The 26,784-nt window shown below is 61.3% G+C and carries 23 protein-coding genes; 9 read left to right on the forward strand and 14 right to left on the reverse strand.

What is annotated here, in order from left to right; all coding sequences use genetic code 11:
* Positions 1–41 precede the first annotated feature (41 nt).
* Positions 42–425 carry a COG4315 family predicted lipoprotein gene (locus tag KVG87_RS06285; protein ID WP_056790922.1) on the reverse strand — a complete coding sequence of 128 codons (384 nt, stop codon included), beginning with the start codon at positions 423–425 and terminating at the stop codon, positions 42–44.
* A 151-nt stretch (positions 426–576) separates the two neighbouring features.
* Here KVG87_RS06285 and phoB point away from each other — a divergent pair, with 151 nt between their 5' ends.
* The 3 genes from phoB (at position 577) to KVG87_RS06300 (ending at position 4,155) form a co-directional block, all read left to right on the forward strand.
* Entirely contained in the window at positions 577–1,266 is a 690-nt protein-coding gene (gene phoB / locus KVG87_RS06290; RefSeq protein WP_007896474.1) for a phosphate regulon transcriptional regulator PhoB, read from the forward strand.
* 138 nt (positions 1,267–1,404) lie between these two features.
* Positions 1,405–2,691 (forward strand): phosphate regulon sensor histidine kinase PhoR, encoded by a 1,287-nt coding sequence (gene phoR / locus KVG87_RS06295; protein ID WP_264082210.1) that lies wholly within the window; start codon positions 1,405–1,407, stop codon positions 2,689–2,691.
* A gap of 123 nt (positions 2,692–2,814) precedes the next feature.
* The gene (locus KVG87_RS06300) at positions 2,815–4,155 is read left to right on the forward strand and encodes a hemolysin family protein (RefSeq protein ID WP_016772486.1); all 1,341 of its coding nucleotides are present in this window, start codon (positions 2,815–2,817) and stop codon (positions 4,153–4,155) included.
* A 172-nt stretch (positions 4,156–4,327) separates the two neighbouring features.
* Here KVG87_RS06300 and KVG87_RS06305 read toward each other — a convergent pair whose 3' ends face one another.
* The 8 genes from KVG87_RS06305 to KVG87_RS06340 all read right to left on the reverse strand — a co-directional run bounded on the left by KVG87_RS06305 (position 4,328) and on the right by KVG87_RS06340 (position 15,092).
* Positions 4,328–5,224, reverse strand: a complete 897-nt coding sequence (locus KVG87_RS06305; protein ID WP_217849780.1) for a peptidoglycan DD-metalloendopeptidase family protein — start codon at positions 5,222–5,224, stop codon at positions 4,328–4,330.
* 207 nt (positions 5,225–5,431) lie between these two features.
* A complete protein-coding gene (locus KVG87_RS06310; protein ID WP_217849781.1) occupies positions 5,432–6,370 on the reverse strand; it encodes a response regulator in 939 nt (312 codons plus the stop codon).
* Between the two features lie 189 nt (positions 6,371–6,559).
* Positions 6,560–7,321: a phosphate signaling complex protein PhoU gene (gene phoU, locus KVG87_RS06315; RefSeq protein ID WP_016772483.1), complete on the reverse strand. Its 762-nt coding sequence runs from the start codon at positions 7,319–7,321 to the stop codon at positions 6,560–6,562.
* Between the two features lie 119 nt (positions 7,322–7,440).
* Positions 7,441–8,274 (reverse strand): phosphate ABC transporter ATP-binding protein PstB, encoded by an 834-nt coding sequence (gene pstB / locus KVG87_RS06320; protein WP_016772482.1) that lies wholly within the window; start codon positions 8,272–8,274, stop codon positions 7,441–7,443.
* A 93-nt stretch (positions 8,275–8,367) separates the two neighbouring features.
* On the reverse strand, positions 8,368–10,038 hold the full coding sequence (gene pstA, locus KVG87_RS06325) for a phosphate ABC transporter permease PstA (protein ID WP_016772481.1): 1,671 nt from the start codon (positions 10,036–10,038) through the stop codon (positions 8,368–8,370).
* 16 nt (positions 10,039–10,054) lie between these two features.
* A complete protein-coding gene (locus KVG87_RS06330; RefSeq protein WP_217849782.1) occupies positions 10,055–12,340 on the reverse strand; it encodes an ABC transporter permease subunit in 2,286 nt (761 codons plus the stop codon).
* 220 nt (positions 12,341–12,560) lie between these two features.
* On the reverse strand, positions 12,561–13,559 hold the full coding sequence (locus tag KVG87_RS06335; RefSeq protein ID WP_016772480.1) for a phosphate ABC transporter substrate-binding protein PstS: 999 nt from the start codon (positions 13,557–13,559) through the stop codon (positions 12,561–12,563).
* A gap of 234 nt (positions 13,560–13,793) precedes the next feature.
* A complete protein-coding gene (locus KVG87_RS06340; protein ID WP_016772479.1) occupies positions 13,794–15,092 on the reverse strand; it encodes an MFS transporter in 1,299 nt (432 codons plus the stop codon).
* A 377-nt stretch (positions 15,093–15,469) separates the two neighbouring features.
* Between KVG87_RS06340 and KVG87_RS06345 the strand changes: the two genes are divergently transcribed.
* Together KVG87_RS06345 and KVG87_RS06350 are read left to right on the forward strand one after the other, a co-directional pair.
* On the forward strand, positions 15,470–15,874 hold the full coding sequence (locus tag KVG87_RS06345) for an acyl-CoA thioesterase (protein WP_003229628.1): 405 nt from the start codon (positions 15,470–15,472) through the stop codon (positions 15,872–15,874).
* A 57-nt stretch (positions 15,875–15,931) separates the two neighbouring features.
* Positions 15,932–16,831, forward strand: a complete 900-nt coding sequence (locus KVG87_RS06350; protein ID WP_217849783.1) for a D-hexose-6-phosphate mutarotase — start codon at positions 15,932–15,934, stop codon at positions 16,829–16,831.
* A 212-nt stretch (positions 16,832–17,043) separates the two neighbouring features.
* Here KVG87_RS06350 and KVG87_RS06355 read toward each other — a convergent pair whose 3' ends face one another.
* The 5 genes from KVG87_RS06355 to KVG87_RS06375 all read right to left on the reverse strand — a co-directional run bounded on the left by KVG87_RS06355 (position 17,044) and on the right by KVG87_RS06375 (position 20,859).
* Positions 17,044–17,580, reverse strand: coding sequence for a DUF3299 domain-containing protein (locus KVG87_RS06355; RefSeq protein WP_016772476.1), 537 nt, complete (start codon positions 17,578–17,580; stop codon positions 17,044–17,046).
* Positions 17,581–17,673: 93 nt separating this feature from the next.
* The gene (locus tag KVG87_RS06360; RefSeq protein ID WP_016772475.1) at positions 17,674–17,919 is read right to left on the reverse strand and encodes a GlsB/YeaQ/YmgE family stress response membrane protein; all 246 of its coding nucleotides are present in this window, start codon (positions 17,917–17,919) and stop codon (positions 17,674–17,676) included.
* Positions 17,920–18,030: 111 nt separating this feature from the next.
* On the reverse strand, positions 18,031–19,113 hold the full coding sequence (locus KVG87_RS06365; RefSeq protein ID WP_217849786.1) for a 5-(carboxyamino)imidazole ribonucleotide synthase: 1,083 nt from the start codon (positions 19,111–19,113) through the stop codon (positions 18,031–18,033).
* Positions 19,114–19,123: 10 nt separating this feature from the next.
* Positions 19,124–19,615 (reverse strand): 5-(carboxyamino)imidazole ribonucleotide mutase, encoded by a 492-nt coding sequence (gene purE, locus KVG87_RS06370; RefSeq protein ID WP_007920220.1) that lies wholly within the window; start codon positions 19,613–19,615, stop codon positions 19,124–19,126.
* 335 nt (positions 19,616–19,950) lie between these two features.
* A complete protein-coding gene (locus tag KVG87_RS06375; protein ID WP_024014837.1) occupies positions 19,951–20,859 on the reverse strand; it encodes a LysR substrate-binding domain-containing protein in 909 nt (302 codons plus the stop codon).
* A gap of 180 nt (positions 20,860–21,039) precedes the next feature.
* Here KVG87_RS06375 and aspA point away from each other — a divergent pair, with 180 nt between their 5' ends.
* From aspA to KVG87_RS06395, 4 genes are all read left to right on the forward strand, one after another.
* Complete coding sequence (aspA, locus tag KVG87_RS06380; protein ID WP_016772472.1) at positions 21,040–22,464, forward strand: aspartate ammonia-lyase; 1,425 nt, start codon at positions 21,040–21,042, stop codon at positions 22,462–22,464.
* 484 nt (positions 22,465–22,948) lie between these two features.
* Entirely contained in the window at positions 22,949–24,397 is a 1,449-nt protein-coding gene (locus tag KVG87_RS06385) for an alanine/glycine:cation symporter family protein (protein ID WP_217849788.1), read from the forward strand.
* 171 nt (positions 24,398–24,568) lie between these two features.
* A complete protein-coding gene (locus KVG87_RS06390) occupies positions 24,569–25,573 on the forward strand; it encodes an asparaginase (protein WP_217849790.1) in 1,005 nt (334 codons plus the stop codon).
* A 172-nt stretch (positions 25,574–25,745) separates the two neighbouring features.
* Positions 25,746–26,741 carry an AraC family transcriptional regulator gene (locus KVG87_RS06395; RefSeq protein ID WP_151550721.1) on the forward strand — a complete coding sequence of 332 codons (996 nt, stop codon included), beginning with the start codon at positions 25,746–25,748 and terminating at the stop codon, positions 26,739–26,741.
* The last annotated feature ends 43 nt before the right edge of the window (positions 26,742–26,784 follow it).

The raw sequence follows: 26,784 nt of genomic DNA on the forward strand, positions 1-26,784 counted from the left end.
CTTCGCGAGCAGGCTCGCTCCCACAGGGTTTTGGACCGTGATTATTTGGCCTTGGCGACTTTCCACGCGCCGTCCATTTTGCCGTCGCCGGTCATGTCGCCGGCCTTCTTGTCCATGACGAAGGTGTACAACGGCATGCCCTGATAGGCCCACTGCATCGTGCCGTCGTCACGCTTGATCACCGTCCAGTCGCCCATGGATTTGTCACCCGCCTGCGCCATCAACGGCGGCCAGTTTGCCGCGCACTTGTCGTTGCACGCGGACTTGCCAGCGGAGTCCTTGGCGAAGGTGTACAGGGTCATGCCCTTGTGGTCGGTGTACATGCCGTCCTTCTCCATCGCCGGATCGGCCGCCATGGCCAGCCCCGGTATTGTCAGGGCGGCGGCCATCAGCAGGGCTTTGAACGAAGCAGTCATCTGAGTCATGGAAACCTTCTTTTGTGGTTGTCAGGATTCGGACTTAGAGCTTAGTCGAGGATGGGTGCAAATGTTGCCGGCCTGAAATACTGTCACACGACTGCAATAATTCCGTTATCTAATGCGGCGCAAGACAGTTAAATGACAAGAGGATTAAGGCATGGTTGGCAGGAGCATTCTGATCGTCGACGACGAAGCGCCCATTCGCGAGATGATCGCCGTGGCGTTGGAAATGGCCGGCTATGACTGCCTCGAGGCAGAGAACTCGCAGCAGGCTCACGCCATTATTGTCGACCGCAAACCGGACCTGATCCTGCTCGACTGGATGCTGCCCGGCACCTCGGGCATCGAACTGGCCCGGCGCCTCAAGCGTGACGAGCTGACCGGCGACATCCCGATCATCATGCTCACCGCCAAGGGCGAAGAGGACAACAAGATTCAGGGCCTGGAAGTCGGCGCCGACGACTACATCACCAAACCGTTTTCGCCGCGTGAGCTGGTCGCCCGCCTCAAGGCAGTGCTGCGCCGCGCCGGACCGACCGATGGCGAAGCGCCGATCGAAGTCGGCGGCCTGCTGCTCGACCCGATCAGCCACCGCGTGACCATCGACGGCAAACCCGCCGAGATGGGCCCGACCGAATACCGCCTGCTGCAATTCTTCATGACCCATCAGGAACGCGCCTACACCCGTGGCCAGCTGCTCGACCAGGTCTGGGGCGGCAACGTCTATGTCGAAGAGCGCACCGTCGACGTGCACATCCGCCGCCTGCGCAAGGCCCTCGGCGACGCTTACGAAAATCTGGTACAAACCGTACGCGGCACCGGTTATCGGTTCTCCACAAAAGCGTAAAAGCAGCTGCAAGTTTCCAGCTACAAGCGGCAAGTGAAAGCCGATCCGTTTTAGCTTGGAGCTTGCGGCTTGAAACTTGAAGCTGCGGCTAAGGACGCCTCTGTGAATCAAAACTGGCATGGCACCCTGATTCGCCACATGCTGTTGCTGGTCACCGCCTGCCTGGTGATCGGCCTGATCACCGGCTATTACGGCTGGAGCCTCGCGGCGGGTCTGGGCCTATATCTAGCCTGGACGCTCAAGCAATTGCTGCGTCTGCACGAATGGCTGCGCCAGCATCAACCCGACGAAGCACCGCCCGATGGCTATGGTCTGTGGGGCGAGGTGTTCGACAGCATCTATCACCTGCAACGCCGCGACCAACGGGTGCGCGGACGTCTGCAAGCGGTGATCGACCGGGTGCAGGAATCCACCGCCGCGCTGAAAGACGCGGTCATCATGCTCGACAGCGACGGCAATCTCGAATGGTGGAACCGCGCCGCGGAAACCCTGCTCGGCCTGAAGACTCCGCAGGACAGCGGCCAACCGGTGACCAACCTGGTGCGCCACCCGCGCTTCAAGGAATACTTCGAGCAGGACAGCTTCGCCGAGCCACTGGAAATCCCTTCGCCGACCAACGATCGCGTGCGCATTCAGCTGTACCTGACCCGCTACGGCAACAATGAACACCTGATGCTGGTCCGCGACGTGACGCGCATTCATCAGCTGGAACAGATGCGCAAGGACTTCATCGCCAACGTCTCCCACGAGCTGCGCACACCTCTGACGGTGATCTGCGGCTATCTGGAAACCCTGCTCGACAATGTAGAAGAAGTGAACCCGCGCTGGAGCCGTGCTCTGCAACAGATGCAGCAACAGGGCGGGCGCATGCAGACGCTGCTCAACGACCTGTTGCTGCTGGCGAAACTGGAAGCCACCGACTATCCGTCGGACAACCAACCGGTACAGATCGACACGCTGCTGCAATCGATCACCAGCGATGCGCAGCAGTTGTCGGGATCGAAGAACCAGCGCATCAGCCTCGAGGCCAATGCCGCAGTGCTGCTCAAGGGCAGCGAGGCCGAACTACGCAGCGCGTTCTCCAATCTGGTGTTCAACGCGGTCAAGTACACCCCGGCCGAAGGCAACATCCGCATTCGCTGGTGGGGCGACGATCAGGGCGCGCACCTGAGCGTGCAGGATTCCGGCATCGGCATCGACAGCAAACACCTGCCGCGCCTGACTGAACGTTTCTACCGCGTCGACTCGAGCCGCAACTCCAACACCGGCGGCACCGGCCTCGGCCTGGCCATCGTCAAGCACGTGCTGCTGCGCCACCGCGCGCGGATGGAGATAAGCAGCGTGCCCGGCCACGGCAGCACGTTCACCTGCCATTTCGCCCCGGCCCAAGTGGCCAGCGCACGGGCGATCAGCGCCACCGAGTGATGCCGCCCGGCACACGCCACTAGGCAATCGCACGGTCAGCCGCTACATTGGCTGACTTGTGCCTGCTTTTCAGGCGCTGTTTCTCCCTACTTTCGAATCACACGGAACCCGCAAAACTCCATCATGGACCCTTCCCCTGGCTTGTCCCTCGCTACCATTTTTGCCGACTTCGGCATGATTCTTTTTGCTCTGATCCTGGTTTTGCTCAACGGTTTTTTCGTTGCAGCGGAATTCGCCATGGTCAAACTGCGCTCGACCCGGGTCGAGGCCATCGCTGAACAACACGGCTGGCGCGGACACATCCTGCGCACCGTGCACAGTCAGCTCGATGCCTACCTGTCGGCGTGTCAGCTCGGCATCACCCTCGCCTCTCTCGGTCTGGGCTGGGTCGGTGAACCGGCGTTCGCGCATATTCTCGAGCCGCTGCTGAGCGCGGTCGGCGTCGACTCGCCCGAGATCATCAAAGGCGTGTCGTTCTTCACCGCGTTCTTCATCATTTCGTACCTGCACATCGTGGTCGGCGAGCTGGCGCCCAAGTCGTGGGCGATCCGCAAACCCGAGCTTTTGTCGCTGTGGACCGCGGTGCCGCTGTACCTGTTCTACTGGGCGATGTACCCGGCGATCTACCTGCTCAACGCCAGCGCCAACGCGATTTTGCGTATCGCCGGGCAAGGTGAACCCGGCCCGCACCATGAACACCATTACAGCCGCGAAGAACTGAAATTGATCCTGCACTCCAGCCGTGGCCAGGATCCCAGCGATCAGGGCATGCGCGTATTGGCCTCGGCCGTAGAAATGGGCGAGCTGGAAGTGGTCGACTGGGCCAATTCCCGCGAAGACCTGATCACCCTCGAATTCAACGCGCCGCTGAAGGAAATCCTGGCGATGTTCCGTCGCCACAAGTTCAGCCGTTATCCGGTGTACGACAGCGAGCGCCAGGAGTTCGTCGGCCTGCTGCACATCAAGGATCTGCTGCTGGAACTGGCCGCGCTGGACCACATTCCCGAGTCGTTCAACCTGGCCGAGCTGACCCGCCCGCTGGAGCGCGTATCGCGGCACATGCCGCTGTCGCAACTGCTGGAGCAGTTCCGCAAGGGCGGCTCGCACTTCGCCGTGGTCGAGGAGGCTGACGGCAACATCATCGGCTACCTGACCATGGAAGACGTGCTGGAAGTGCTGGTCGGCGATATTCAGGACGAACACCGCAAGGCAGAGCGCGGCATCCTTGCCTATCAGCCGGGCAAGTTGCTGGTGCGTGGCGATACGCCGTTGTTCAAGGTCGAGCGTCTGCTGGGCATCGATCTTGATCACATCGAAGCGGAAACCCTTGCCGGGCTGGTTTACGAAACCCTGAAACGGGTGCCGGAAGAGGAAGAAGTGCTGGAAGTCGAAGGCCTGCGCATCATCATCAAGAAGATGAAAGGGCCGAAGATTGTCCTGGCCAAGGTGTTGATGCTCGATTGATGGGAGTTTGGGGGGCTGTTGTGGCGAGGGGATTTATCCCCGTTGGACGGCGCAGCCGTCCCAAAACCATTGAATGCAGTCAGTTAGTACAGAGTTGCAATATTTGGGGCCGCTTCGCGGCCCAACGGGGATAAATCCCCTCGCCACAAAAACCCTCAACACCCTATCGCGCCTACTGCTTGCCCAACGCAAAGTTGGGCAACGCCCCCAGCGGCTGGTTGAACTGATAGGGAATCGATACCAGCCCTTCGCCGGTATTGCGCTGCACCACGAAATGCAGGTGCGGGCCGCTGCTGTTGCCGGTGTTGCCGGACAGCGCCAGCGGGCTGCCGACCTTCACCCGTTGTCCTTCGCGCACACTCACCGAACCCTGTTTCAGATGCAGGTACACGCCCATGGTGCCGTCGTCGTGCAGCACCCGCACGAAATTGCCGGAGGCATCGGTACCGCGCCCGCTCTGTGAGTTCTCGGTCTTGACTACTACTCCCGCTCGCGCGGCGATGATCGGCGTGCCCACCGGCATGGCGATGTCCATGGCGTAGCGGTTCTTCGGCCCGTAGTGGCTGTACTGGCCGTTGGCGCCCTGACTCAGGCGAAACGGCCCGCCCCGCCAGGGCAGCGGATAGCGATAGCTCTGTGCGGTGCCTGCGGGGTCGCCCAGCGAATACTGGAACTGCGGCGAATACATCAGCGGCTGGTCACGGCTGATCGCCGTCAGCAGCGCCAGCCGAGTGTTGCTGCGCGGTGGCAGCACGCGACGGATCGCCTGCGCTGGCGCGCCACGCACATTGCTCGTGCCGATGAAGGCCAGGGCAACCTCGACCGGCGCGTACAGATCGTTGCGCGCAAACACCACGTCGACGCCCTTCTGCTTCTTGATGTCCAGGTACACTTGGCGGTCGAGGCGCTCGACCATGCGGTCCTGAAACACGAACACTTTCGCGCCTTTGCTCGGGCGGTCGCTGTACGAGACCACGCCGTTGGCGTCGGTGGATTTGTAGATGGTCATGGCCATCGCCAGCTGGGAGGCCAGGCAGAGACCGCAGAAAAACAGCAGGCGCGCGAGCATGGGCAAAAGTCTGTCGAAGGAAGGCCTGGGAATCAGCCTAGCAGCTGACACAGACCAGGCTAGTCGACAGATGTTTCAAATTGGCCAGCGGGGGCATGGGTGGTGTTTCGGCTGGCCCCTTCGCGAGCAGGCTCGCTCCCACATTTGGAATGCGTTCCAGGGTGGGAGCGAGCCTGCTCGCGAAGGCGGCCTATCAGGCGACGAAGCTTACGCGCCGGGTACGAAATGCTTCTGCGCCGTGCCACGGGCGATCAGGCGCGAGATGTAGTCGAGCTTCTGCGCATCTTGGTCGACAAAGCGGAAGGTCAGTTGCAGCCAGTCGCTGTCGGCTTTCTGCTCGTGGGCGACGATGGCGTGCAGGTAACCATTGAGGCGCGCGATCTCGGCGTTATCGCCCTGCTCCAGATCAAGCACGGCGCTGTCGAGGATCTGCGGCAGGGTTTCGGTGCGCTTCACTACCAGCAGGGCTTCCTTGATGCTCAGGGCCTTGATCACGCATTGCTGAGTACCGCTCGGCAGGCGCAACTGGCCCTGACCACGACCGCCAACCGGCGCCTTGGATGCACCGGGCGCCTGAACTGGCGGGCTGTTGAGCAAACCGCGCGACGGCGCAGCGGATGGAGCGGGTGCAGTAGCGGCAGCGGCAGGCCTGGCCGCAGCGCCGCCAACCACGGCAGGCTTGCCGCCGGTCAGTGCGCTCAGAGAATCGTTGCCGAACGCCGAATTCATCTTGGTCGGCGCGCTGTTCATCAAGGTGTCGAGCTTGCCGACCTTGTTCAGTGCCTGCTTGACCTTGGTCAGCAGTTGCTCGTTGGTGAACGGCTTGCTGACGTAACCGGATACGCCGGCCTGAATCGCCTGCACGACGTTTTCCTTGTCGCCACGGCTGGTGACCATGACGAACGGCATGGTCTTGAGGTTGTCCTGCTCGCGGCACCAGGTCAGCAGTTCGAGGCCGGACATTTCCGGCATTTCCCAGTCACACAGCACCAGGTCGAAAGCCTCTTTGGCCAGCATCGCCTGGGCCTTTTTGCCGTTGATGGCGTCCTCGGTGCGGATCCCCGGGAAGTAATTACGCAGGCACTTTTTCACCAGGTCACGAATGAACGAAGCATCGTCCACGACCAACACACTGATCTTGCTCATCCAACACCCCTATTAAAATCCCGGCAAGCATAACGCTGGCTGATGGCACATTGCCAAAACTCTTCAGTCACGCCGGGACTTTTCGTTCGCGGGTGCTGCTTTTTAATGCGCTTTCCGATCCGTATCTGCTTCCGAAAAGCAGAAACAAAAACGCCCGGCCAGAGGGCCGGGCGCTTTTCTCAGGCAATCTTACTTATCGTCAGCTTCGCCCGGAACATTAGCGGTTTCAGCGCTTGTGCCTTCAACTTCTTCTTTCATGCGCTTGAGGCCCATGTGACGCACGTCGGTGCCGCGCACGAGGTAGATCACCAGTTCGGAGATGTTGCGCGCATGATCGCCGATGCGCTCCAGCGAACGCAGGACCCAGATGATGCTCAGCACCCGCGAGATAGAGCGCGGGTCTTCCATCATGTAGGTGGCCAGCTCACGCAAAGCGGTTTTGTATTCGCGATCGATGATCTTGTCGTACTGCGCCACCGACAAGGCCAGATCGGCGTCAAAACGCGCGAAGGCGTCCAGCGCATCACGAACCATGTTTCGCACCTGGTCGCCAATGTGACGGACCTCGACGTAACCGCGCGGCGCTTCACCTTCTTCGCACAACTGGATGGCGCGGCGGGCGATCTTGGTGGCTTCGTCGCCGATACGCTCGAGGTCGATCACCGATTTGGAAATGCTGATGATCAAACGCAGGTCGGAGGCTGCCGGCTGACGACGGGCGAGAATGCGCAGGCATTCTTCGTCGATGTTGCGTTCCATCTGGTTGATCTGGTCGTCGATCTCACGGACCTGCTGAGCCAGACCGGAGTCGGCCTCGATCAGCGCCGTGACCGCGTCGTTGACCTGCTTCTCGACCAGCCCGCCCATGGCAAGGAGGTGGCTGCGCACTTCCTCCAGTTCAGCGTTGAACTGCGCGGAAATGTGATGGGTAAGGCCTTCTTTGGAAATCATTGTTCGCTCCGCGAAAGTTGCAAGCTTCAAGCTGCAAGCTTCAAGCAGTTATGTGTAAGTCCTGATATCGCACCGCATCTTTCTTGCCGCTTGTTGCTTGCGGCTTGCAGCTGCCCCAATCAGCCATAGCGACCGGTGATGTAGTCTTCGGTCTGCTTCTTCGCCGGATTGGTGAACAGGGTATCGGTGTCGCCGAATTCCACCAGTTTGCCCATGTACATGAACGCGGTGTAGTCGGACACCCGTGCCGCCTGTTGCATGTTGTGGGTCACGATGACGATGGTGAACTTGGACTTCAGCTCGTAGATCAGCTCTTCGACTTTCAGCGTCGAGATCGGGTCGAGAGCGGAGCACGGTTCGTCGAGCAGCAGCACTTCAGGCTCAACCGCGATGGTACGCGCGATCACCAGACGCTGCTGCTGACCACCGGACAGGCCAAGCGCCGAGTCGTGCAGGCGGTCTTTGACCTCGTCCCACAGTGCTGCGCCTTTCAACGCCCACTCGACGGCTTCGTCGAGGATGCGCTTCTTGTTGATGCCCTGGATGCGCAGACCGTAGACGACGTTCTCGTAGATGGTCTTCGGAAACGGGTTGGGCTTCTGGAACACCATGCCGACGCGACGACGCAGCTCGGCAACATCTTCGCCCTTGCGATAGATGTTGTTGCCGTACAGGTTGATCGCGCCCTCGACACGGCAGCCGTCGACCAGATCGTTCATCCGGTTGAAGGTACGCAGCAGCGTCGACTTACCGCAGCCCGACGGGCCGATGAACGCGGTCACACGCTGCTTCGGGATGTTCATGCTGACGTCGAACAGGGCCTGTTTCTCGCCGTAGTACAGGCTCAGGCCCGGCACTTCGATGGCAACGGTTTCCTGCGCCAGGTCCAGGCTCTGCTTGTCGCGGCCCAGGGCAGACATGTTGATGCCGTGGCTGTGTGTTTCGTGCTGCATGGGTCTCACTCCGTTCGTAGCTGCAAGCTTCTGGCTGCAAGCTGCAAGTTTGAGCAAAAGCGGCTTGTAGCTTGCCGCTTGTGGCTAATGGCTTTAGCTATCCAGTGCTTTGTATTTTTCGCGCAGGTGGTTGCGGATATACACCGCCGACAGGTTCAGCGTCGCGATCACCAGCACCAGCAGCAGCGCGGTGGCGTACACCAGCGGGCGGGCTGCTTCGACGTTGGGGCTCTGGAAGCCGACGTCATAAATGTGGAAGCCCAAGTGCATGATCTTCTGGTCCAGGTGCAGGTACGGGTAGTTGCCGTCCACCGGCAGCGACGGCGCCAGTTTCACCACACCCACCAGCATCAGCGGCGCCACTTCACCGGCGGCACGGGCCACGGCAAGGATCATCCCTGTCATCATGGCCGGGCTGGCCATCGGGATAACGATTTTCCACAGCGTCTCCGCTTTGGTCGCGCCGAGAGCCAGCGAACCTTCACGCACGGTACGGGGAATCCGCGCCAGACCTTCTTCGGTCGCCACGATCACCACCGGCACGGCCAGCAGCGCGAGGGTCAGCGAAGCCCAGAGAAGGCCCGGCGTACCGAACGTCGGCGCCGGCAGAGCTTCAGGGAAGAACAAGCGGTCGACCGAGCCACCCAGCACGTAAACGAAAAAGCCCAGACCGAACACGCCGTAAACGATCGCCGGTACGCCGGCGAGGTTGTTCACCGCGATACGAATGACGCGAGTCAGGGTGTTCTGCTTGGCATATTCGCGCAGGTACACCGCTGCCAGCACGCCGAACGGTGTAACGATCATCGCCATGATCAGGGTCATCATCACGGTGCCGAAGATCGCCGGGAAGATCCCGCCTTCGGTGTTCGCTTCACGCGGGTCGTCGGAGAGGAATTCCCAGATCTTGCTGAAGTAGAAGCCGACCTTGGTCAACGTGCTCATGCCGTTTGGCTGGTAAGCGTGAACCACTTTGCCCAGACCGATTTCGATTTCCTTGCCGTTGGCGTCACGGGCGGTCAAGGCGTCGCGGTTGAACTGAGCATGCAAATCAGACAGACGTGCTTCGATATCTTTGTAGCGCGCGTCCAGCTCGGCGCGCTCGGATTCCATGTCCGCTTGCGCGGTGGCGTCGAGTTTGCCTTCCAGCTCGAGTTTGCGCCCGTGCAGACGGATTCGCTCAAGGCCGGCATTGATTGCGCCGATGTCGGTTTTTTCCAGCGTCTTCAGCTGAGCAGCAAGATCGTTCACCCGATCAATGCGCGCTTGCAGTTCAGGCCATGCGGCCTCGCCTTCGGCGATGACCTTGCCATCCTGTTTGACGTTGACCAGGTAGCCGTAGAAGTTGCCCCACTCGCGACGCTCGATCGCCATCAATTCTGGCGGTGTGGTCTGCTTGGTCAGCCACTCGCCGACGATCCAGGTGAAATCGTTGCCGTTCAGGTCACGGTTGCCGACCTTGATCAGCTCGCGGGTCATGAATTCCGGACCTTCGTCCGGCACCGGCAGACCGGCGCTCTTCAGACGTGCGCGCGGCACTTCTTCTTTCTGCACCACTTCGCCGATCACCAGGTGATTGGCCTGGCCCGGTACGTCGTAATGGGCGTGGATCAGGTCCGCCGGCCAGAAGTGACCGAGACCGCGCACGGCAATCACCGCCAACAGGCCAATGGTCATGATGACCGCAATGGACACCGCGCCACCGCTGATCCAGACGCCCGGGGCGCCGCTCTTGAACCATCCTTTCAGGGAGTTCTGTTTCACAGACTTCTACCTTTGCTTAAAGCGACGAGTATTTCTTGCGCAGACGCTGACGAATCAGTTCTGCCAGGGTGTTCATGACGAAGGTGAACAACAGCAGCACCAGCGCCGAGAGGAACAGCACGCGGTAGTGGCTGCCGCCGACTTCCGACTCGGGCATTTCCACCGCGACGTTGGCGGCCAGGGTGCGCAGGCCTTCGAACAGGTTCATCTCCATGACCGGGGTGTTGCCGGTGGCCATCAGCACGATCATGGTTTCGCCGACCGCACGGCCCATGCCGATCATCAGCGCCGAGAAAATCCCCGGGCTGGCGGTCAGGATCACCACGCGGGTCATGGTCTGCCACGGCGTCGCACCGAGGGCCAGCGAACCCAGGGTCAGACCGCGCGGCACGCTGAACACGGCGTCTTCGGCGATCGAGTAGATGTTCGGGATCACCGCGAAACCCATGGCCAGACCGACCACCAGAGCGTTGCGCTGGTCATAGGTGATGCCCAGGTCGTGGGAGATCCACATGCGCATGTCGCCACCGAAGAACCAGTTCTCCATGAACGGACTCATGTACAGCGACAGCCAGCCCACAAACAGGATCACCGGAATCAGCAGCGCACTTTCCCAACCGTCCGGGACTTTCAGGCGGATCGATTCAGGCAGACGACTGAAGGTGAAACCGGCGACCAGAATGCCGATCGGCAGCAACATCAGCAGACTGAAGATGCCCGGCAGATGGCCTTCTACATATGGAGCCAAAAACAGACCGGCGAAGAAACCGAGGATCACCGTCGGCATCGCTTCCATCAGTTCGATCACCGGTTTGACCTTGCGGCGCATGCCCGGGGCCATGAAGTACGCGGTGTAGATCGCCGCAGCGACGGCCAGTGGCGCGGCCAGCAGCATGGCGTAGAACGCGGCTTTCAGAGTGCCGAAGGTCAGCGGCGAGAGGCTCAGTTTCGGTTCGAAATCGGTGTTGGCGGCGGTCGATTGCCAGACATATTTAGGCTCGTCGTAGTTCTCGTACCAGACCTTGCTCCACAGCGCGCTCCACGATACTTCCGGGTGCGGGTTGTCGAGCAGCAACGGCTGCAGCTTGCCGCCGGCTTCGACGATCACTCGGTTGGCGCGCGGCGACAGACCAAACAGGCCCTGGCCTTCAACCACCTGATCGACCAGCAACGTGCGGTGTGCGGTGCTGTGGAACACGCCGAGCTTGCCGCTGGCATCGAGGGCGAGGAAGCCTTTGCGGCGCTCTTCGGCAGCGATTTCAACGATCGGCGTGGTGCCCATCTGGAAGGTGCGGATCTGCTTCAGACGCTGCTCGCCATCGGTATCGCGAGCCATGAACCACTGGGCCAGACCGCCCTTGGAATCGCCGACGATCAGCGAGATACCGCCGACCAGCTGCGCGGTGGCGGTGACTTGGGCGTCGGCATTTTCCAGCAGTTTGTAGCGCCCGTTGAGGCTCTTGTCGCGCAGGCTGAACACGTCGGCCTGAGCACGACCGTTGACCACGTACAGCCACTGCTGGCGCGGGTCGACGAAGATGTTTTTCACAGGCTCGGTCATCTGCGGCAGATCGATGCGCGTCTGCTCGTTGGTGACCTCGCCGGTCATCATGTTTTCTTCGCTGGTCAGCGACAGCACATTGAGTTGCGAGCCGGTGGAGCCGACCAGCATCAGCGTCGAGTCGGTGGCATTGAGGCTGACATGCTCCAGCGCGCCGCCGCTTTCGTTCAGCGCGATCGGTGCTTCGCCATAGGGATATTCGATGGCCGGGCTGATGGTTTTCTTGCCATCGGGGTAGCTGACTTTATAGGTGTGACGGAACACCAGCGCCTGACCGTTGGACAGACCCACGGCCACCAGCGGATGACCCGGCTGGTCTTCGCCAATAGACGTCACGGTAGCGCCCGCAGGCAGCGGCAGGTCGACACGCCTCAATTCAGCGCCACTTTCGAGATCGAAGAACAGCGCCTGGCCCTTGTCGGACACACGCATGGCCACCTGATTTTGCTCTTCGAGCGAGATCATCAGCGGCTTGCCCGCGTCCTGCATCCAAGCCGGGGTGATCGAGTCTTTCGCGGTCAGGTCGGCACCTTGAAACAGTGGCGCAACGACGTAGGCGAGGAAGAAGAAGATCAGGGTGATGGCCGCCAGTACCGCCAGGCCGCCAACGAGGACGTACCAACGGGTGAAGCGATCCTTGAGCGCGCGGATGCGGCGCTTGCGTTGCAGCTCAGGCGTATTGAAATCAATGCGCTTGGGAGGGGAAGACGTAGTCATTGGGGAATTGGCCAGATCATTCATGCGCACACCCTAGCGATCCTGTATGACAGAAAGATGACAGTGCAGTGACGCAGCAAATCCGCCAGCCGGAAGTCCGGCAGCGGAGTCGAAAATTTGGTGGTTGCAGGAGCGCTTCTGCTCGCCAAGGCGTCGGGTCAGTCACATCGATGCTGCATGTGACCACCCCTTCGCGAGCAGGCTCGCTCCCACAGGAGTCCGGCTTCAGGCCGGCCTCAGGGTATTACTTCTTGGCGACAGCGCCGCCTTCCTGCAGACCGAGGTCAGCCAGTGCCTTGGCAGCAACCTTGGCTGGCAGCGGGATGTAGCCGTCTTTCACTACCACTTCCTGGCCCTGCTTGGACAGCACCAGCTTCACGAACTCGGCTTCCAGCGGGGCCAGAGGCTTGTTCGGGGCTTTGTTGACGTAAACGTAGAGGAAGCGCGACAGCGGATACTTGCCGTTCAGGGCGTTTTCTTCGGTGTCTTCGATGAACTCGCCGCCTTCTTTCTTGGCCAGGGCGACGGTTTTCACGCTGGCGGTCTTGTAGCCGATGCCCGAGTAGCCGACGCCGTTAAGCGAGCTGCTGATCGACTGCACCACCGACGCCGAACCTGGTTGTTCGTTGACGTTTGGCTTGTAGTCGCCTTTGCACAGGGCTTCTTCCTTGAAGTAGCCGTAAGTGCCGGACACCGAGTTACGGCCGAACAGCTGAACCGGCTTGTTGGCCAGGTCACCGGTCACGCCCAGGTCACCCCAGGTCTTGACGTCAGCTTTGGCACCGCACAGGCGCGTCGAGGAGAAGATCGCATCGACCTGAGCCATGGTCAGGTGCTTGATCGGGTTGTCCTTGTGCACGAACACGGCCAGGGCATCCACGGCAACCGGGATCGCCGTCGGCTTGTAGCCGTACTTCTGTTCGAAAGCCTGCAGTTCGTTGTCCTTCATCTTGCGGCTCATCGGGCCCAGGTTGGCGGTGCCTTCGGTGAGTGCAGGTGGCGCGGTGGAGGAGCCAGCGGCCTGAATCTGGATGTTGACGTTCGGGTATTCTTTTTTGTAGTTCTCAGCCCACAGGGTCATGAGGTTGGCCAGGGTATCGGAACCGACGCTGGACAGGTTGCCCGACACACCAGTGGTCTTGGTGTAGCTCGGGATAGCAGGGTCAACAGCGGCGAACGCGTTGGCGGTCGCAACGCCAGCAGCGACAAAAGTCATTGCCGCCATCAAACGCTTCAGTTTCATGCCTTACTCCTAGCAGATAGGGTGTGTTAAGTCGGGGCCAAGTATCAGCAGGCCATGTGAACACTCTATGGCTGAAATATGACAATTGGATGAAAGGCCAGCATCGGGTTTTGCTGGATGATTTGTGGCGTCCCCATTCGCGAGCAGGCTCGCTCCCACAATTGAAATGCATTCCAACTGTGGGAGCGAGCCTGCTCGCGAAGTGGCCGGTATTGGTGGAGTAGATCCTGGGCTTTAGCGCCCCTTCTTCCAGAGCCAGGCGCCTACCAGAATCCCCATCCCGCACAGCACTGCCACATAGTAGGCAGGCCCCATCGCGCTTTCCTTCAGCAGCAGACTGACCACCATTGGCGTCAGGCCACCGAAGATCGCGTACGCGACGTTGTAGGAAAACGACAGGCCACTGAAGCGAACCACCGGCGGGAACGCTTTGACCATCACGTACGGCACCGCGCCGATGGTACCGACCAGCAAACCGGTCAGTGCGTACAGCGGGAACAGCCAGTCCGGGTGGTCGGCGAGGCTGTGGTAGAAGGTCCAGGAGCTGATCAGCAGGCCCAGGCAACCGAACACGAATACGCGACCGGCGCCGAAGCGATCAGCCAACGCGCCGGCGCCAATGCAGCCGAGGCTGAGGAAGACGATGGCCAGGCTGTTGGCCTGCAGCGCCGTGGTTGGCGAGAAGTGGTAGACCGTTTGCAGCACGGTCGGGGTCATCAGGATCACTACGACAACGCCAGCCGAGAGCAGCCAGGTCAGCAGCATCGAAATGGCGATGGCGCCGCGATGATCACGCAGCACCGCGCGCAACGGCACTTCTTCGGCCAGCGCTTTACGCAATTGCAGTTCGGCGAACACCGGTGTCTCGTGCAGCCAGCGGCGCAGGTACACCGAGAACAGGCCGAACACGCCGCCGAGCAGGAACGGGATCCGCCAGGCGTAATCCGACACTTCGGCTGGCGTATAAATGCTGTTGATTGCCGTGGCGACCAGCGAGCCGAGGAGGATGCCGGCAGTCAGGCCACTGGTGAGCGTGCCGCAGGCATAACCGATGTGCTTTTGCGGTACGTGTTCGGAAACGAAGACCCACGCCCCCGGCACCTCACCGCCAATCGCCGCACCCTGGATCACCCGCATCAGCAGCAACAGGATCGGCGCCCAGATGCCGATCTGCGCGTAGGTCGGCAGCAGGCCCATGATCAGCGTCGGCACGGCCATCATGAAAATGCTCAGGGTGAACATCTTCTTGCGCCCCAGCAGGTCACCAAAGTGCGCCATGACGATGCCGCCCAAAGGACGCGCCAGATAGCCGGCGGCGAAGATGCCGAAGGTCTGCATCAACCGCAACCACTCGGGCATGTCGGCCGGGAAGAACAGCTTGCCGACGACGGTGGCGAAGAAGACGAAGATGATGAAATCGTAGAACTCCAGCGCCCCGCCGAGGGCGGACAGCGACAGAGTCTTGTAGTCATTGCGGGTCAACGGTCGTGCGGGTTGCTCGGGCTGCGCGAGGCTCGAAGGCGCTGTGGTCATGGCAAGGGCTTCTCTTATAGTCGAATCTGTCGCCACAACAACGCTGGCGGTGGCTTGGACAGGTTCGGCACCATAGCAAATTGTTCGAAAAAGCACATAGAGGCGCGTAATTGACGGTCGAAATCAGAACCGGGTGGTCGTCGCGGGGTCTATCGACCGATATACTCGCCACCTGCGCAGGATTTGTAAGAGGTTGCTGTGCGAAAACGTTGTTGGCCCGTCCTTTGCTCGGGATTTAGCCTTTTTCGCAGAGTTTCCCTTTAGGCGCCTGATGGAAAACGTGACGAACGCAGTGTGTTCGGTGTTGAATCGTTTTTCTTGAAGACGGCTACCACCCGCAATACCCACGAAGAGTCACGGGTCAGAGGCCCCTCGGCATGATAGAGCTCGAACAAGAAGATCCGATCCCACAGGGCGACCTGGCCCTGCAAATCACCGCACTTCCCCGCGAAACCAACGGCTTTGGCGATATTTTCGGCGGCTGGCTGGTCGCGCAGATGGATCTGGCCGGCACCGCCATGGCCAGCCGGGTGGCCGGTGGCCGCGTTGCCACTGTCGCCATCGACCGCATGGCGTTTCTCGTCCCGGTCGCGGTCGGCGCGCAGTTGTCCTTTTATACCCAGACCCTGGAAATCGGCCGCAGCTCGATCCAGATGATGGTCGAAGTGTGGAGCGATGACCCACTCTCCAGCGAATGGCGCAAGGTCACCGAAGCGGTTTTCGTCTTCGTCGCCATCGACGGCAGCGGTCGCACCCGTTCGGTGCCGCCACGCGCGCGTTAAACCTCGCGGCCGTTTTGCGGTCGATAGTCGTCCCCAGTGTCTGATCGAGAGTTGCCCATGAACACGCCCAACGTTGAAGCCGTGAAACAGGATGAACTGAACTGCTGGCGCATCCGCCACGGCAAGGCCGAAGTGCTGGTGGCCCAGCAAGGCGCGCACATCCTCAGTTATCAGATCGACGGCCAGCCGCCGATCATCTGGCTCAACGACAAGGCCGAATTCAAGACCGGCAAGAGCATCCGCGCCGGCGTGCCGGTGTGCTGGCCGTGGTTCGGCAAATTCGAACGCAACCCGAGCAGCGTGCAGGCCATGTACACCGGCGAGCTGCCGGCCCCCGCGCACGGTCTGGTGCGGGCGATGGACTGGGAGTTGGGCAACATCGAATCAGAGGCTGACGGCATCAAGGTCGAGTTCAAGCTGCCCTACCCGGAAGGTGGCCTGCCGGGCTGGCCCCATGAGGTCGATCTGACCCTGACCCTGCATCTGGCGGATCAACTGCATTACAGTTTGACCAGCCATAACCGGGGTACTGACAGCGTCACGCTGAGTCAGGCGCTGCACACCTATTTCGCCGTGAGTGACGTGCGTAATGTGCATGTCGACGGCGTGGCCGGGCTGAATTACATCGAGACCCTGGACGACTGGAACACGGCCAGCCAGAGCGGCGATCTGCATTTCGCCGGCGAGACCGACCGCATCTACCTCGACGTTCCGCCGCAATTGAGCATCGTTGATCCAACCTGGGAACGACGCATCGTGCTGACCTCCACCGGCTCGCGCACGGCGGTGATCTGGAACCCATGGATCGACCGCGCCGCCGCCCTGCCGGACATGGACAACGATGGCTGGCAGCGCATGCTGTGCATCGAAACGGCGAATGTGATGGATGATCTGGTGACCCTGGCGCCGGGGGCGAGCCATACCATGGGCGTCAGCGTAGCTGCTACGCCGCTCTAAGCTCTAGCGCCATACAAAAGGGCAAAGAGCCCTGTGGCGAGGGGATTTATCCCCGCTGGGTCGCGCAGCGGCCCCCGCTTTTTTTAAATCAAAAGCTGGGGCCTGCTGCGCAGTCCAGCGGGGATAAATCCCCTCGCCACAGATAAATCCCTTCACCACAGATAAATCCCCTTACCAACAAGGCTCACTCCTACATTTATTTGTGGCGCGGTTTAGAGGTCAGCCTCCTGCACCACCCGCACCTTCTCCGCCTCCAGCGCATACGCCGCATCAGCGAGGTCATTGCTGACCTTCTCGATTTTTAGCGTGCCGGTCACCCACAGCGGTGTGTAGATATCGTCCAGCTTCAAACCCTTCGGATATCGCACCAGCACCAGTTGATTCGGCGGCGGTGGCGGCACGTGGATGCAGGCGCCCGGATACGGCACGAGGAAGAACAACGTGCTGCGGCCCTTGGCATCGGACTCCAGCGGCACCGGGTAACCACCGATGCGGATGTGCTTGTCGTTCATCGACGCCACGGTTTTCGTCGAATACATCACCGCTGGCAGACCTTTGGCCTGCTTCATCCCGCCCTTCTCGGTGAAGGTGCCGGTGGCTTCGGGGGAGTTGTGGTCGATTTCCGGCATGGCCTCGAGGGCCTTTTGATCCGACTTGGGCATCAGTTCCAGCCAGTCGGTTTCCGGCAGTTCGCCGGCGTGGGCGAGATAGCTGCCCAGCAAGAGGAGAGTCAACAGAAGACGGCGCATGAAGGTGCTCGGCAGGCAAAGGAATGGACGGTGAGTCGCCGCGCATTCTAGCCCTCCCGGCCGCGCGGGCCGAGAGGGCTTTGTCGCTTTCGATCAGTTCTTTTTGATCAGACCGTAGATCACCAGCAACACGACAGCGCCGACCAGTGCGCCGAGGAAACCCGCGCCCTCGCCCGCCTGATAGATGCCCAGAGCTTGGCCGCCGTAGGTGGCTGCCAGCGAACCGCCGATACCGAGCAGGATGGTCATGATCCAGCCCATGCTGTCATCGCCCGGTTTCAGGAACCGAGCCAGCAGGCCGACGATCAAGCCGATAAAGATGGTTCCGATAATTCCCATGGCATTTCCCTCTGATTTGGAAGATATGCCAAAGCCTAGACAGACTTTGGCATCCTGCCATGAGAGAACGGCGGCCCCTGAATGGTTCCGCCGCGGCCACATGAAACTGGTTTACTCGGCGATCAGCGCTTGGACCTTGATGATCTGCGCTTGCAGCGTGGCCATGTCGGCGCAGCGCAGGTTGGCATGGCCGACCTTGCGTCCGGCCTTGAAAGCTTTGCCGTAGTGATGCAGATGGCAGTCTTCGATGGCGATGACTTTTTCCACCGGCGGCACTACGCCGATGAAGTTGAGCATCGCGCTCTCGCCGACCTTGGCGGTCGAACCCAGCGGCAGGCCGGCCACGGCGCGCAGGTGGTTTTCGAACTGGCTGCACTCGGCACCTTCGGTGGTCCAGTGCCCGGAGTTGTGCACGCGCGGGGCGATTTCGTTGGCTTTCAGGCCACCGTCGACTTCGAAAAACTCGAAAGCCATCACGCCGACGTAGTCGAGGTGCTTGAGCACGCGACTGGAATAATCTTCCGCCAGCGCCTGCAACGGGTGATCGGTGCTGGCAACCGACAGCTTGAGAATGCCGCTGTCGTGGGTGTTGTGCACCAGTGGGTAGAACTTCGTTTCGCCATCGCGGGCACGCACGGCGATCAGCGACACTTCGCCGGTGAACGGCACGAAGCCTTCCAGCAGGCAGGCAACGCTGCCCAGTTCGGCGAACGTACCCGCCACGTCTTCCGGTTTGCGCAGGACTTTCTGGCCCTTGCCGTCGTAACCCAGGGTGCGGGTTTTCAGCACGGCCGGCAGACCGATGGAAGCGACGGCGGCGTCCAGGTCGGCTTGCGACTGGATGTCGGCGAAGGCCGGGGTCGGAATGCCGAGGTCTTTGAACATGCTCTTTTCGAACCAGCGGTCACGAGCGATGCGCAGGGCGTCGGCGCTCGGATAAACCGGAACGAATTGCGAAAGAAACGCCACGGTTTCGGCCGGGACGCTTTCGAATTCGAAGGTCACCAGATCGACTTCATCGGCCAGTTGGCGCAGATGATCCTGATCGCCGTAATCGGCCCGCAGGTGTTCGCCCAGCGCGGCCGCACAAGCGTCCGGCGCAGGGTCGAGAAAAGCGAAGTTCATCCCCAGCGGAGTCCCCGCCAGGGCCAACATGCGACCCAACTGGCCGCCACCGATTACACCGATCTTCATCTCAACAACCTCAGGCAATACGTGGGTCTGGATTGTCCAGGACGCTGTCTGTCTGCTCGGCACGGAAGGTTTTCAGTACCGCGTGAAATTGCGGGTGCTTGGCGCCGAGGATGCTCGCCGAGAGCAGGGCGGCGTTGATCGCGCCAGCCTTGCCGATGGCCAGGGTGGCAACCGGAATGCCCGCCGGCATCTGCACGATCGACAGCAGCGAATCGACGCCCGAGAGCATGGCCGACTGCACCGGCACGCCCAGCACCGGCAGGTGGGTCTTGGCCGCACACATGCCTGGCAGGTGGGCTGCGCCACCGGCACCGGCGATGATCACCTCGATGCCGCGGCTTTCAGCCTCTTCGGCGTACTGGAACAGCAGATCCGGGGTGCGGTGGGCGGAAACCACCTTGACCTCGTACGGGATGCCGAGCTTTTCCAGCATATCGGCGGTGTGGCTAAGGGTGGACCAATCGGACTTGGAGCCCATGATCACGCCAACCAGTGCACTCATCGTCGCGCCTCTTCTCTCTGGAGCGCCCGCAGGCGCGTCATAAAACAACAAGCCACGCAGGTTGCGTGGCTTGATTGTACGAAAAATGGCCGGACGTGCCGGCCGAAGGCCGCGCAGTATACCGCAAAGAAAGCAATAAACAGCCCCCGAAACGACCATCTGTCAAATGAGCGAAACGCCCGGTTTTATTGACCTTGAGGTCAGCGAAAGAACAGCGCAAAAATCCCCCTGTGGGAGCGAGCCTGCTCGCGAAAGCGTTGTGTCAGACGATACCTCAGGGCCTGACACTGCGCATTCGCGAGCAGGCTCGCTCCCACATTCGATCTTCATCAGCTTCAAGCGCTTTGTGCAGCGCCGCCTTCAAGCTTGCGCCACAGCAAGCGCACGTTGGCCTTGCGCACCAGGGCGCAGCGGTACAGGCGGATCTCCAGCGGCACATGCCATTGCGGGCCGCCGCACACCACCAGTTCACCGCGGGCCAGCTCAGCGCGTACGCTCAGTTGCGGCACCCAGGCGATGCCGAGGCCTTCCAGCGCCATGCTTTTCAGGCTGTCGGCCATCGCAGTTTCGTAGATCGTGGTGAAGCGCAACTGCCGCTGGCGCAGCAAGCCGTTCACCGAACGGCCGAGAAACGCCCCGGCGCTGTACGCCAGCAACGGCACACTCGCCTCGCCTTCCAGATCGAACAGCGGTTTGCCATCCAGATCTGCCGCGCACACCGGAAGCATCTCGGTCTGGCCCAAATGCAGCGACGGGAAGATTTCCGGGTCCATCTGCATCGCCGAATCCGGATCGTAGAACGCCAGCATCAGATCACAGCCACCTTCGCGCAACGCGTGCACAGCGTCGCCAACGTTGGTCGCCACCAGCCGTGTGGCGATGTTCAGCCCTTCGTTGCGCAACTGGGCGATCCAGCGCGGGAAAAAGCCCAGCGCCAGCGAGTGCGCCGCTGCGACTTGCATGACCTCGCCCTGCCCGCCTTCCAGATGATGCAGGTGGCGCAGGACTTCACCGAGCTGTTCGACCACGGTGCGCGCGGTCACCAGGAACAACTGCCCCGCCGCCGTCAGTTCGACCGGCGTGCGCGAGCGATTGACCAGGGTCAGCCCCAGCGCCGCTTCGAGGCTGCGGATCCGCCGACTGAACGCCGGCTGGGTCACGAAGCGCCGTTCGGCCGCCTGCGAGAAGCTGCGGGTGGCGGCCAGGGCACTGAAGTCCTCGAGCCATTTGCTTTCCAGATTCATCACGTCCTCCCGGACACGCACCAAAACAGGTCACACGTCTGCCGCACAGGCGGCGTCACATGGGCATTATGCCGAATGTGCATAGGGCAGTGCTGAACAGCATTGGCCCAAAAATCCCCACAAGCCTAGCATTCGCAGCGTTCCGGCACAGACCGGGTCCTTATCGAGATGATTTCTATCATGTCCTCCGCTGCATCTTTCCGCACAGAAACCGACCTGCTTGGCGCCCTCGAAGTACCGGCCCATGCGTATTACGGCATCCAGACCCTGCGAGCGGTGAACAACTTCCGCCTCTCGGGCGTTCCGATTTCGCATTACCCGAAACTGGTTGTGGGCCTGGCGATGGTCAAACAGGCCGCCGCTGACGCCAACCGCGAGCTGGGTCACCTGAGCGAAGCCAAGCACGCTGCCATCAGCGAAGCCTGTGCCCGATTGATCCGCGGCGATTACCACGAAGAGTTCGTGGTCGACATGATTCAAGGTGGCGCCGGCACCTCTACCAACATGAACGCCAACGAAGTGATCGCCAACATTGCTCTGGAAGCGATGGGCCACGAGAAAGGCGAATACCAGTACCTGCACCCGAACGACGACGTGAACATGGCGCAGTCGACCAACGACGCCTACCCGACGGCGATCCGCCTGGGTCTGCTGCTCGGTCATGACGCGCTGCTGGCCAGCCTCGACAGCCTGATCCAGGCATTCGCGGCAAAGGGCAAAGAGTTCGACCACGTCCTGAAAATGGGCCGTACCCAGCTGCAAGACGCCGTGCCGATGACCCTCGGCCAGGAATTCCGCGCCTTCGCCACCACTATGGGCGAAGACCTCGCGCGCCTGAAGACGCTGGCCCCGGAACTGCTGACCGAAGTCAACCTCGGCGGCACCGCGATCGGCACCGGCATCAACGCCGACCCGCGTTATCAGGCGCTGGCTGTTCAACGTCTGGCTTTGATCAGCGGCCAACCGCTGGTACCGGCCGCCGACCTGATCGAAGCGACCTCCGACATGGGCGCCTTCGTGCTGTTTTCCGGCATGCTCAAGCGCACCGCGGTCAAGCTGTCGAAGATCTGCAACGACCTGCGCCTGCTGTCCAGCGGCCCACGCACCGGCATCAATGAAATCAACCTGCCCGCGCGTCAGCCAGGCAGCTCGATCATGCCCGGCAAGGTCAACCCGGTGATCCCGGAAGCCGTGAACCAGGTCGCGTTCCAGGTCATCGGTAACGATCTGGCGCTGACCATGGCAGCCGAGGGCGGCCAGCTGCAACTGAACGTGATGGAGCCGCTGATCGCTTTCAAGATCCTCGACTCGATCCGCCTGCTGCAACGTGCCATGGACATGCTGCGCGAGCACTGCATCGTCGGCATCACCGCCAACGAAGCGCGCTGCCGTGAACTGGTCGAGCACTCGATCGGTCTGGTCACCGCACTGAACCCGTACATCGGCTACAAAAACGCCACCCGCATCGCCCGTATCGCTCTCGAAAGCGGCCGCGGCGTGCTGGAACTGGTGCGCGAAGAAGGTCTGCTCGACGAAGCCATGCTCGCCGACATCCTGCGCCCGGAAAACATGATTGCCCCGCGTCTGGTTCCGCTCAAAGCCTGAGCCGACGCGAACTTGTAGCACCGCTCACCAGGTCGAGGGACTAGACACCTCTCACCTTTTGAGGGCTTGGGGATTTTGTCCCCGAGCCCTTTTTTTTAACTTCTTTGCGGGCAGGACGTTAGATGCTTTGTGTATTCGATACCGCCAAGATCGCAGCCTTCGGCAGCTCCTACAGGATTGACGTGCACCTGTAGGAGCTGCCGAAGGCTGCGATCTTTTGATTTGCAGCAACCTCGTTTCGTCGCTTGCACCACTACCGTGCAGACGGGCGCGCCACTGATCGGTATAGTGCCGCCCCTCTTCGCGTGAGCGGTCGTCGGTAACGAGGCCATAACCCATGCGAAACCCGAACTAATAACAAAACCCGCGATATGGATCCGGGACGAAACCTTCGCCTCACCCGTCGTGCCGCGTGCATGCCGGTGTAACACGATGTTTCTCCGATCCAGCATTTGCACCCACAAAAAACAGCGAGGATAAATCCATGCTCGAAGTCATCAACGACTTCCTCTCAGGGAAAGTACTGATCGTGCTCATTGTCGGGCTCGGTAGCTACTTCACGATTCGCTCGCGTTTCGTTCAACTGCGTCACTTCTTCCACATGTTCGCGGTGTTCCGCGACAGCCTCAAAGGCAGCGCCGGGCAACTCAGCTCGTTCCAGGCCTTGATGCTCAGCCTCGCCGGCCGCGTCGGTGCAGGCAACATTGCCGGTGTCGGCATCGCCGTGACCCTCGGTGGTCCGGGTGCGGTGTTCTGGATGTGGGTAACCGCACTGGTCGGTATGTCCAGCAGCTTCTTCGAGTGCACCCTGGCCCAGGTCTACAAGCGCGCCGATGGCGACGGCCTGTACCGTGGCGGTCCGGCCTACTACATCCAGCACGGGCTCAAGCTCAAAGGCATGGCGATAGTCTTCTCCGTTCTGCTGCTGGTCACCTACGGCTTCGCCTTCATCGGCCTGCAGTCCTACACCGTGACCCACTCGCTGCAGAACGCCTTTGACTTCAATCCACAACACACCGGGATCGTCCTGGCGGTGCTGCTGGCCATCACCTTTATCGGTGGGATCAAGCGCATCGCTTCGGTCTCCGACCTGCTGGTACCGATCAAGACCCTGGCCTACATCGGCGTGACCCTGTACGTGATCGGCACCCAGATCGAACACGTGCCGGCCATGCTGGAAACCATCTTCAAGAGCGCCTTCGGCCTCGACCCGGCCTTTGCCGGCCTGCTCGGCAGCGCCATTGTCATGGGCGTGAAGCGTGGCGTGTTCGCCAACGAAGCGGGCCTGGGCAGTGCGCCGAACGTCGCGGCCGTGGCCGCCGTCAAGCACCCGGGCGCGCAGGGCGTGGTCCAGGCTTTCAGCGTATTCCTCGACACCTTCGTGATCTGCACCTGCACCGCGCTGCTGATCCTGCTGTCGGGCTTCTACACCCCGGGCTTCGAAGGTGACGGCATCGTCCTGACCCAGAACTCGCTGGCGGCCGTGGTCGGTGACTGGGGTCGCATGTTCGTCAGCGTCGCGCTGTCACTGTTCGTCTTCACCTGCATCCTCTACAACTACTACCTGGGCGAGAACAGCTTGCAGTTCCTCAGCCGCAGCCGCGCTCTGCTGATGCTGTTCCGCGGTCTGGTGCTGGCGCTGGTGGTGTGGGGTTCGATGCAGGACCTGACGACGGTATTCGCCTTCGCCGACATCACCATGACCTGTCTGGCCTTCGTCAACCTCGTGGCCCTGGCCATGCTGTTCAAGGTCGGCCTGCGCGTGATGCGCGACTACGATGAGCAGCGTCGCGCCGGCGTCAAACAGCCAGTGTTTGATTCGAGCAAATTCGCCGATCTGGATCTGGATCGCAACGCCTGGCCGGTCAACCCGCCAGCAGCAGCGGGCCAGACTGAAACTTCGCCGCAAGGCGTACCTGCAGCGCAACGCTGACAGGTGAATGACGGGCGCATCCCCTGCGCCCGTCGGTTATTGTGATGCAATAACCTGCAGGAGCGAGCCTGCTCGCGATGGCGGACTTTCAGCCAACATCATTGTTGAAAGACACACCGCTTTCGCGAGCAGGCTCGCTCCCACAGGGCCCTCATCGTTTCGGAGAATCCTATGAGCTCGTCGACCTACCCCGCCGCTCAACACGTCATGGTGCTCTACACCGGTGGCACCATCGGCATGCAGGCCAGCGCCAACGGGCTGGCCCCGGCGTCCGGTTTCGAAGCGCGGATGCGCGACTACCTGCACAGCCAGCCTGAGCTGGTAGTACCGCAGTGGCAATTTCGGGAAATGGCGCCACTGATAGACAGCGCCAACATGACCCCGGCCTACTGGCAGCAACTGCGCGAAGCGGTGGTCAATGCCGTGGACGTGCAAGGCTGCGACAGCGTGCTGATCCTGCACGGCACCGACACCCTAGCCTACAGCGCGGCGGCAATGAGTTTTCAATTGCTCGGTCTGCATGCCCGCGTGTGTTTCACCGGTTCGATGCTGCCGGCGGGCGTGACCGACAGCGATGCCTGGGAAAACCTCGGCGGCGCGCTGGTCGCCCTCGGCCAAGGCCTGGCGCCGGGCGTGCATTTGTACTTCCACGGCGAACTGCTGGCGCCGACCCGCTGCGCGAAAGTGCGCAGCTTCGGCCGCCATCCGTTCAAACGCCTGGAGCGTCAGGGCGGTGGTGTGAAGGCGCCGTCGATCCCAGTCGCGCTGAACTACAACCAGCCGAAGCAACTGGCGAAAGTGGCGGTGTTGCCGCTGTTTCCCGGCATCAGTGCCGAAGTCCTCGACAGCCTGCTCGATAGCGGCATTCAAGGTCTGGTGCTGGAATGCTACGGCAGCGGGACCGGGCCGAGCGATAACCCCGAGTTCCTCGCCAGCCTTGGCCGTGCACGGGATAAAGGCGTGGTGGTGGTGGCGGTCACGCAGTGCCATGAAGGTGGGGTCGAGCTGGATGTCTACGAGGCTGGCAGCCGCTTGCGTGGGGTGGGCGTGTTGTCCGGTGGCGGCATGACCCGCGAGGCGACGTTCGGCAAGTTGCATGGCTTGCTGGGGGCCGGGCTGGAAACGGCTGAAGTGCGACGATTGATCGAACTGGATCTCTGCGGCGAACTGAGCTGATCTGTCACAACGCAAATCCCCCTGTGGGAGCGAGCCTGCTCGCGAAAGCCATGACACATTCGGCATTCGTGTGCCTGACACACCGCTTTCGCGAGCAGGCTCGCTCCCACAAGGGATTTTTGTACGGCATATAAATTGCTGCGTCCCAGCCACCCCCAGGCTGGAAGATCCCATGCTCCACTCCCACCTCACCACCCTCAATGCGGTCTCGCTGATCCTCAACACGTTCAAGGCCGAAGGCCTGTCGAGCGAGGCGCTGCTGGCCGGCAGCGGCATTGTTGCGGCGGATCTGCAGCGGGCCGATACGCGCATCACCACCCATCAAGAGATGCAGGTCTGCACCAACGCAGTGGCACTCAAGCGTGACATCGGCCTCGAATTGGGCCGGCGCATGCACGTGTCCTGTTACGGCATGCTCGGTTACGCCCTGCTGACCTGTGCCACCTTCGGTGACGCTTTGCGTCTGGCGATCCGTTATCCGGCGCTGCTGGGCACGTTGTTCGAACTGAGCCTGGAAGACGATGGCGAGCAGGTGTGGTTCGTCGCTGCTGATTATCGCGAAAGCGCGGCGATGGCGGTGTTCAATGCCGAATTCTGTCTGGTGTCACTGAAAGTCATCTGCGACGACTTGCTTGGCCATTCCCTGCCGCTGCGAGCCACGCGCTTCGAACATGCAGCGCCGGACTACCGCGACAGCTACGCCGAACCCTTCGACTCGCCACTGCACTTCTCGGCCAAAGACAACGCGTTCGCCTTCGACCGCCACTGGCTCGATCAGCCGTTGCCGCTGGCCGACGCCATCACTCATCAGGCCATGGCCGAACGTTGCCGCAAGCAGAATCTTGAGTTCACCGGACGTCAGGCCTGGCTGGGGCGGATTCGTCAGTTGCTCAGCGCGCAATTGAACGCTGCGCCGGGACTGGAGGGGTTGGCGCAGCAGATGAAGTGCTCACCGCGCACCCTGCGTCGGCATTTGAAAGACATGGGCAGCAGCTATCAGGAACTGCTCGATGAACTGCGCTTCGAACGGGCCAAGCAGATGTTGTGTGAAGACCAGTTGCCAATCTATCGGATCGCCGAGACGCTGGGTTTCAGCGAAACCGCGAGTTTCCGCCATGCGTTTGTACGCTGGAGCGGCGTGGCGCCGAGTCAGTTCCGACCGCATTGATGGCTGCTCCAGGCATGAGCCTGCATGAACAAGGGGCGAATTT

Source organism: Pseudomonas siliginis, assembly GCF_019145195.1.
In the GTDB taxonomy this organism is placed as follows: Bacteria; Pseudomonadota; Gammaproteobacteria; order Pseudomonadales; family Pseudomonadaceae; genus Aquipseudomonas; species Aquipseudomonas siliginis.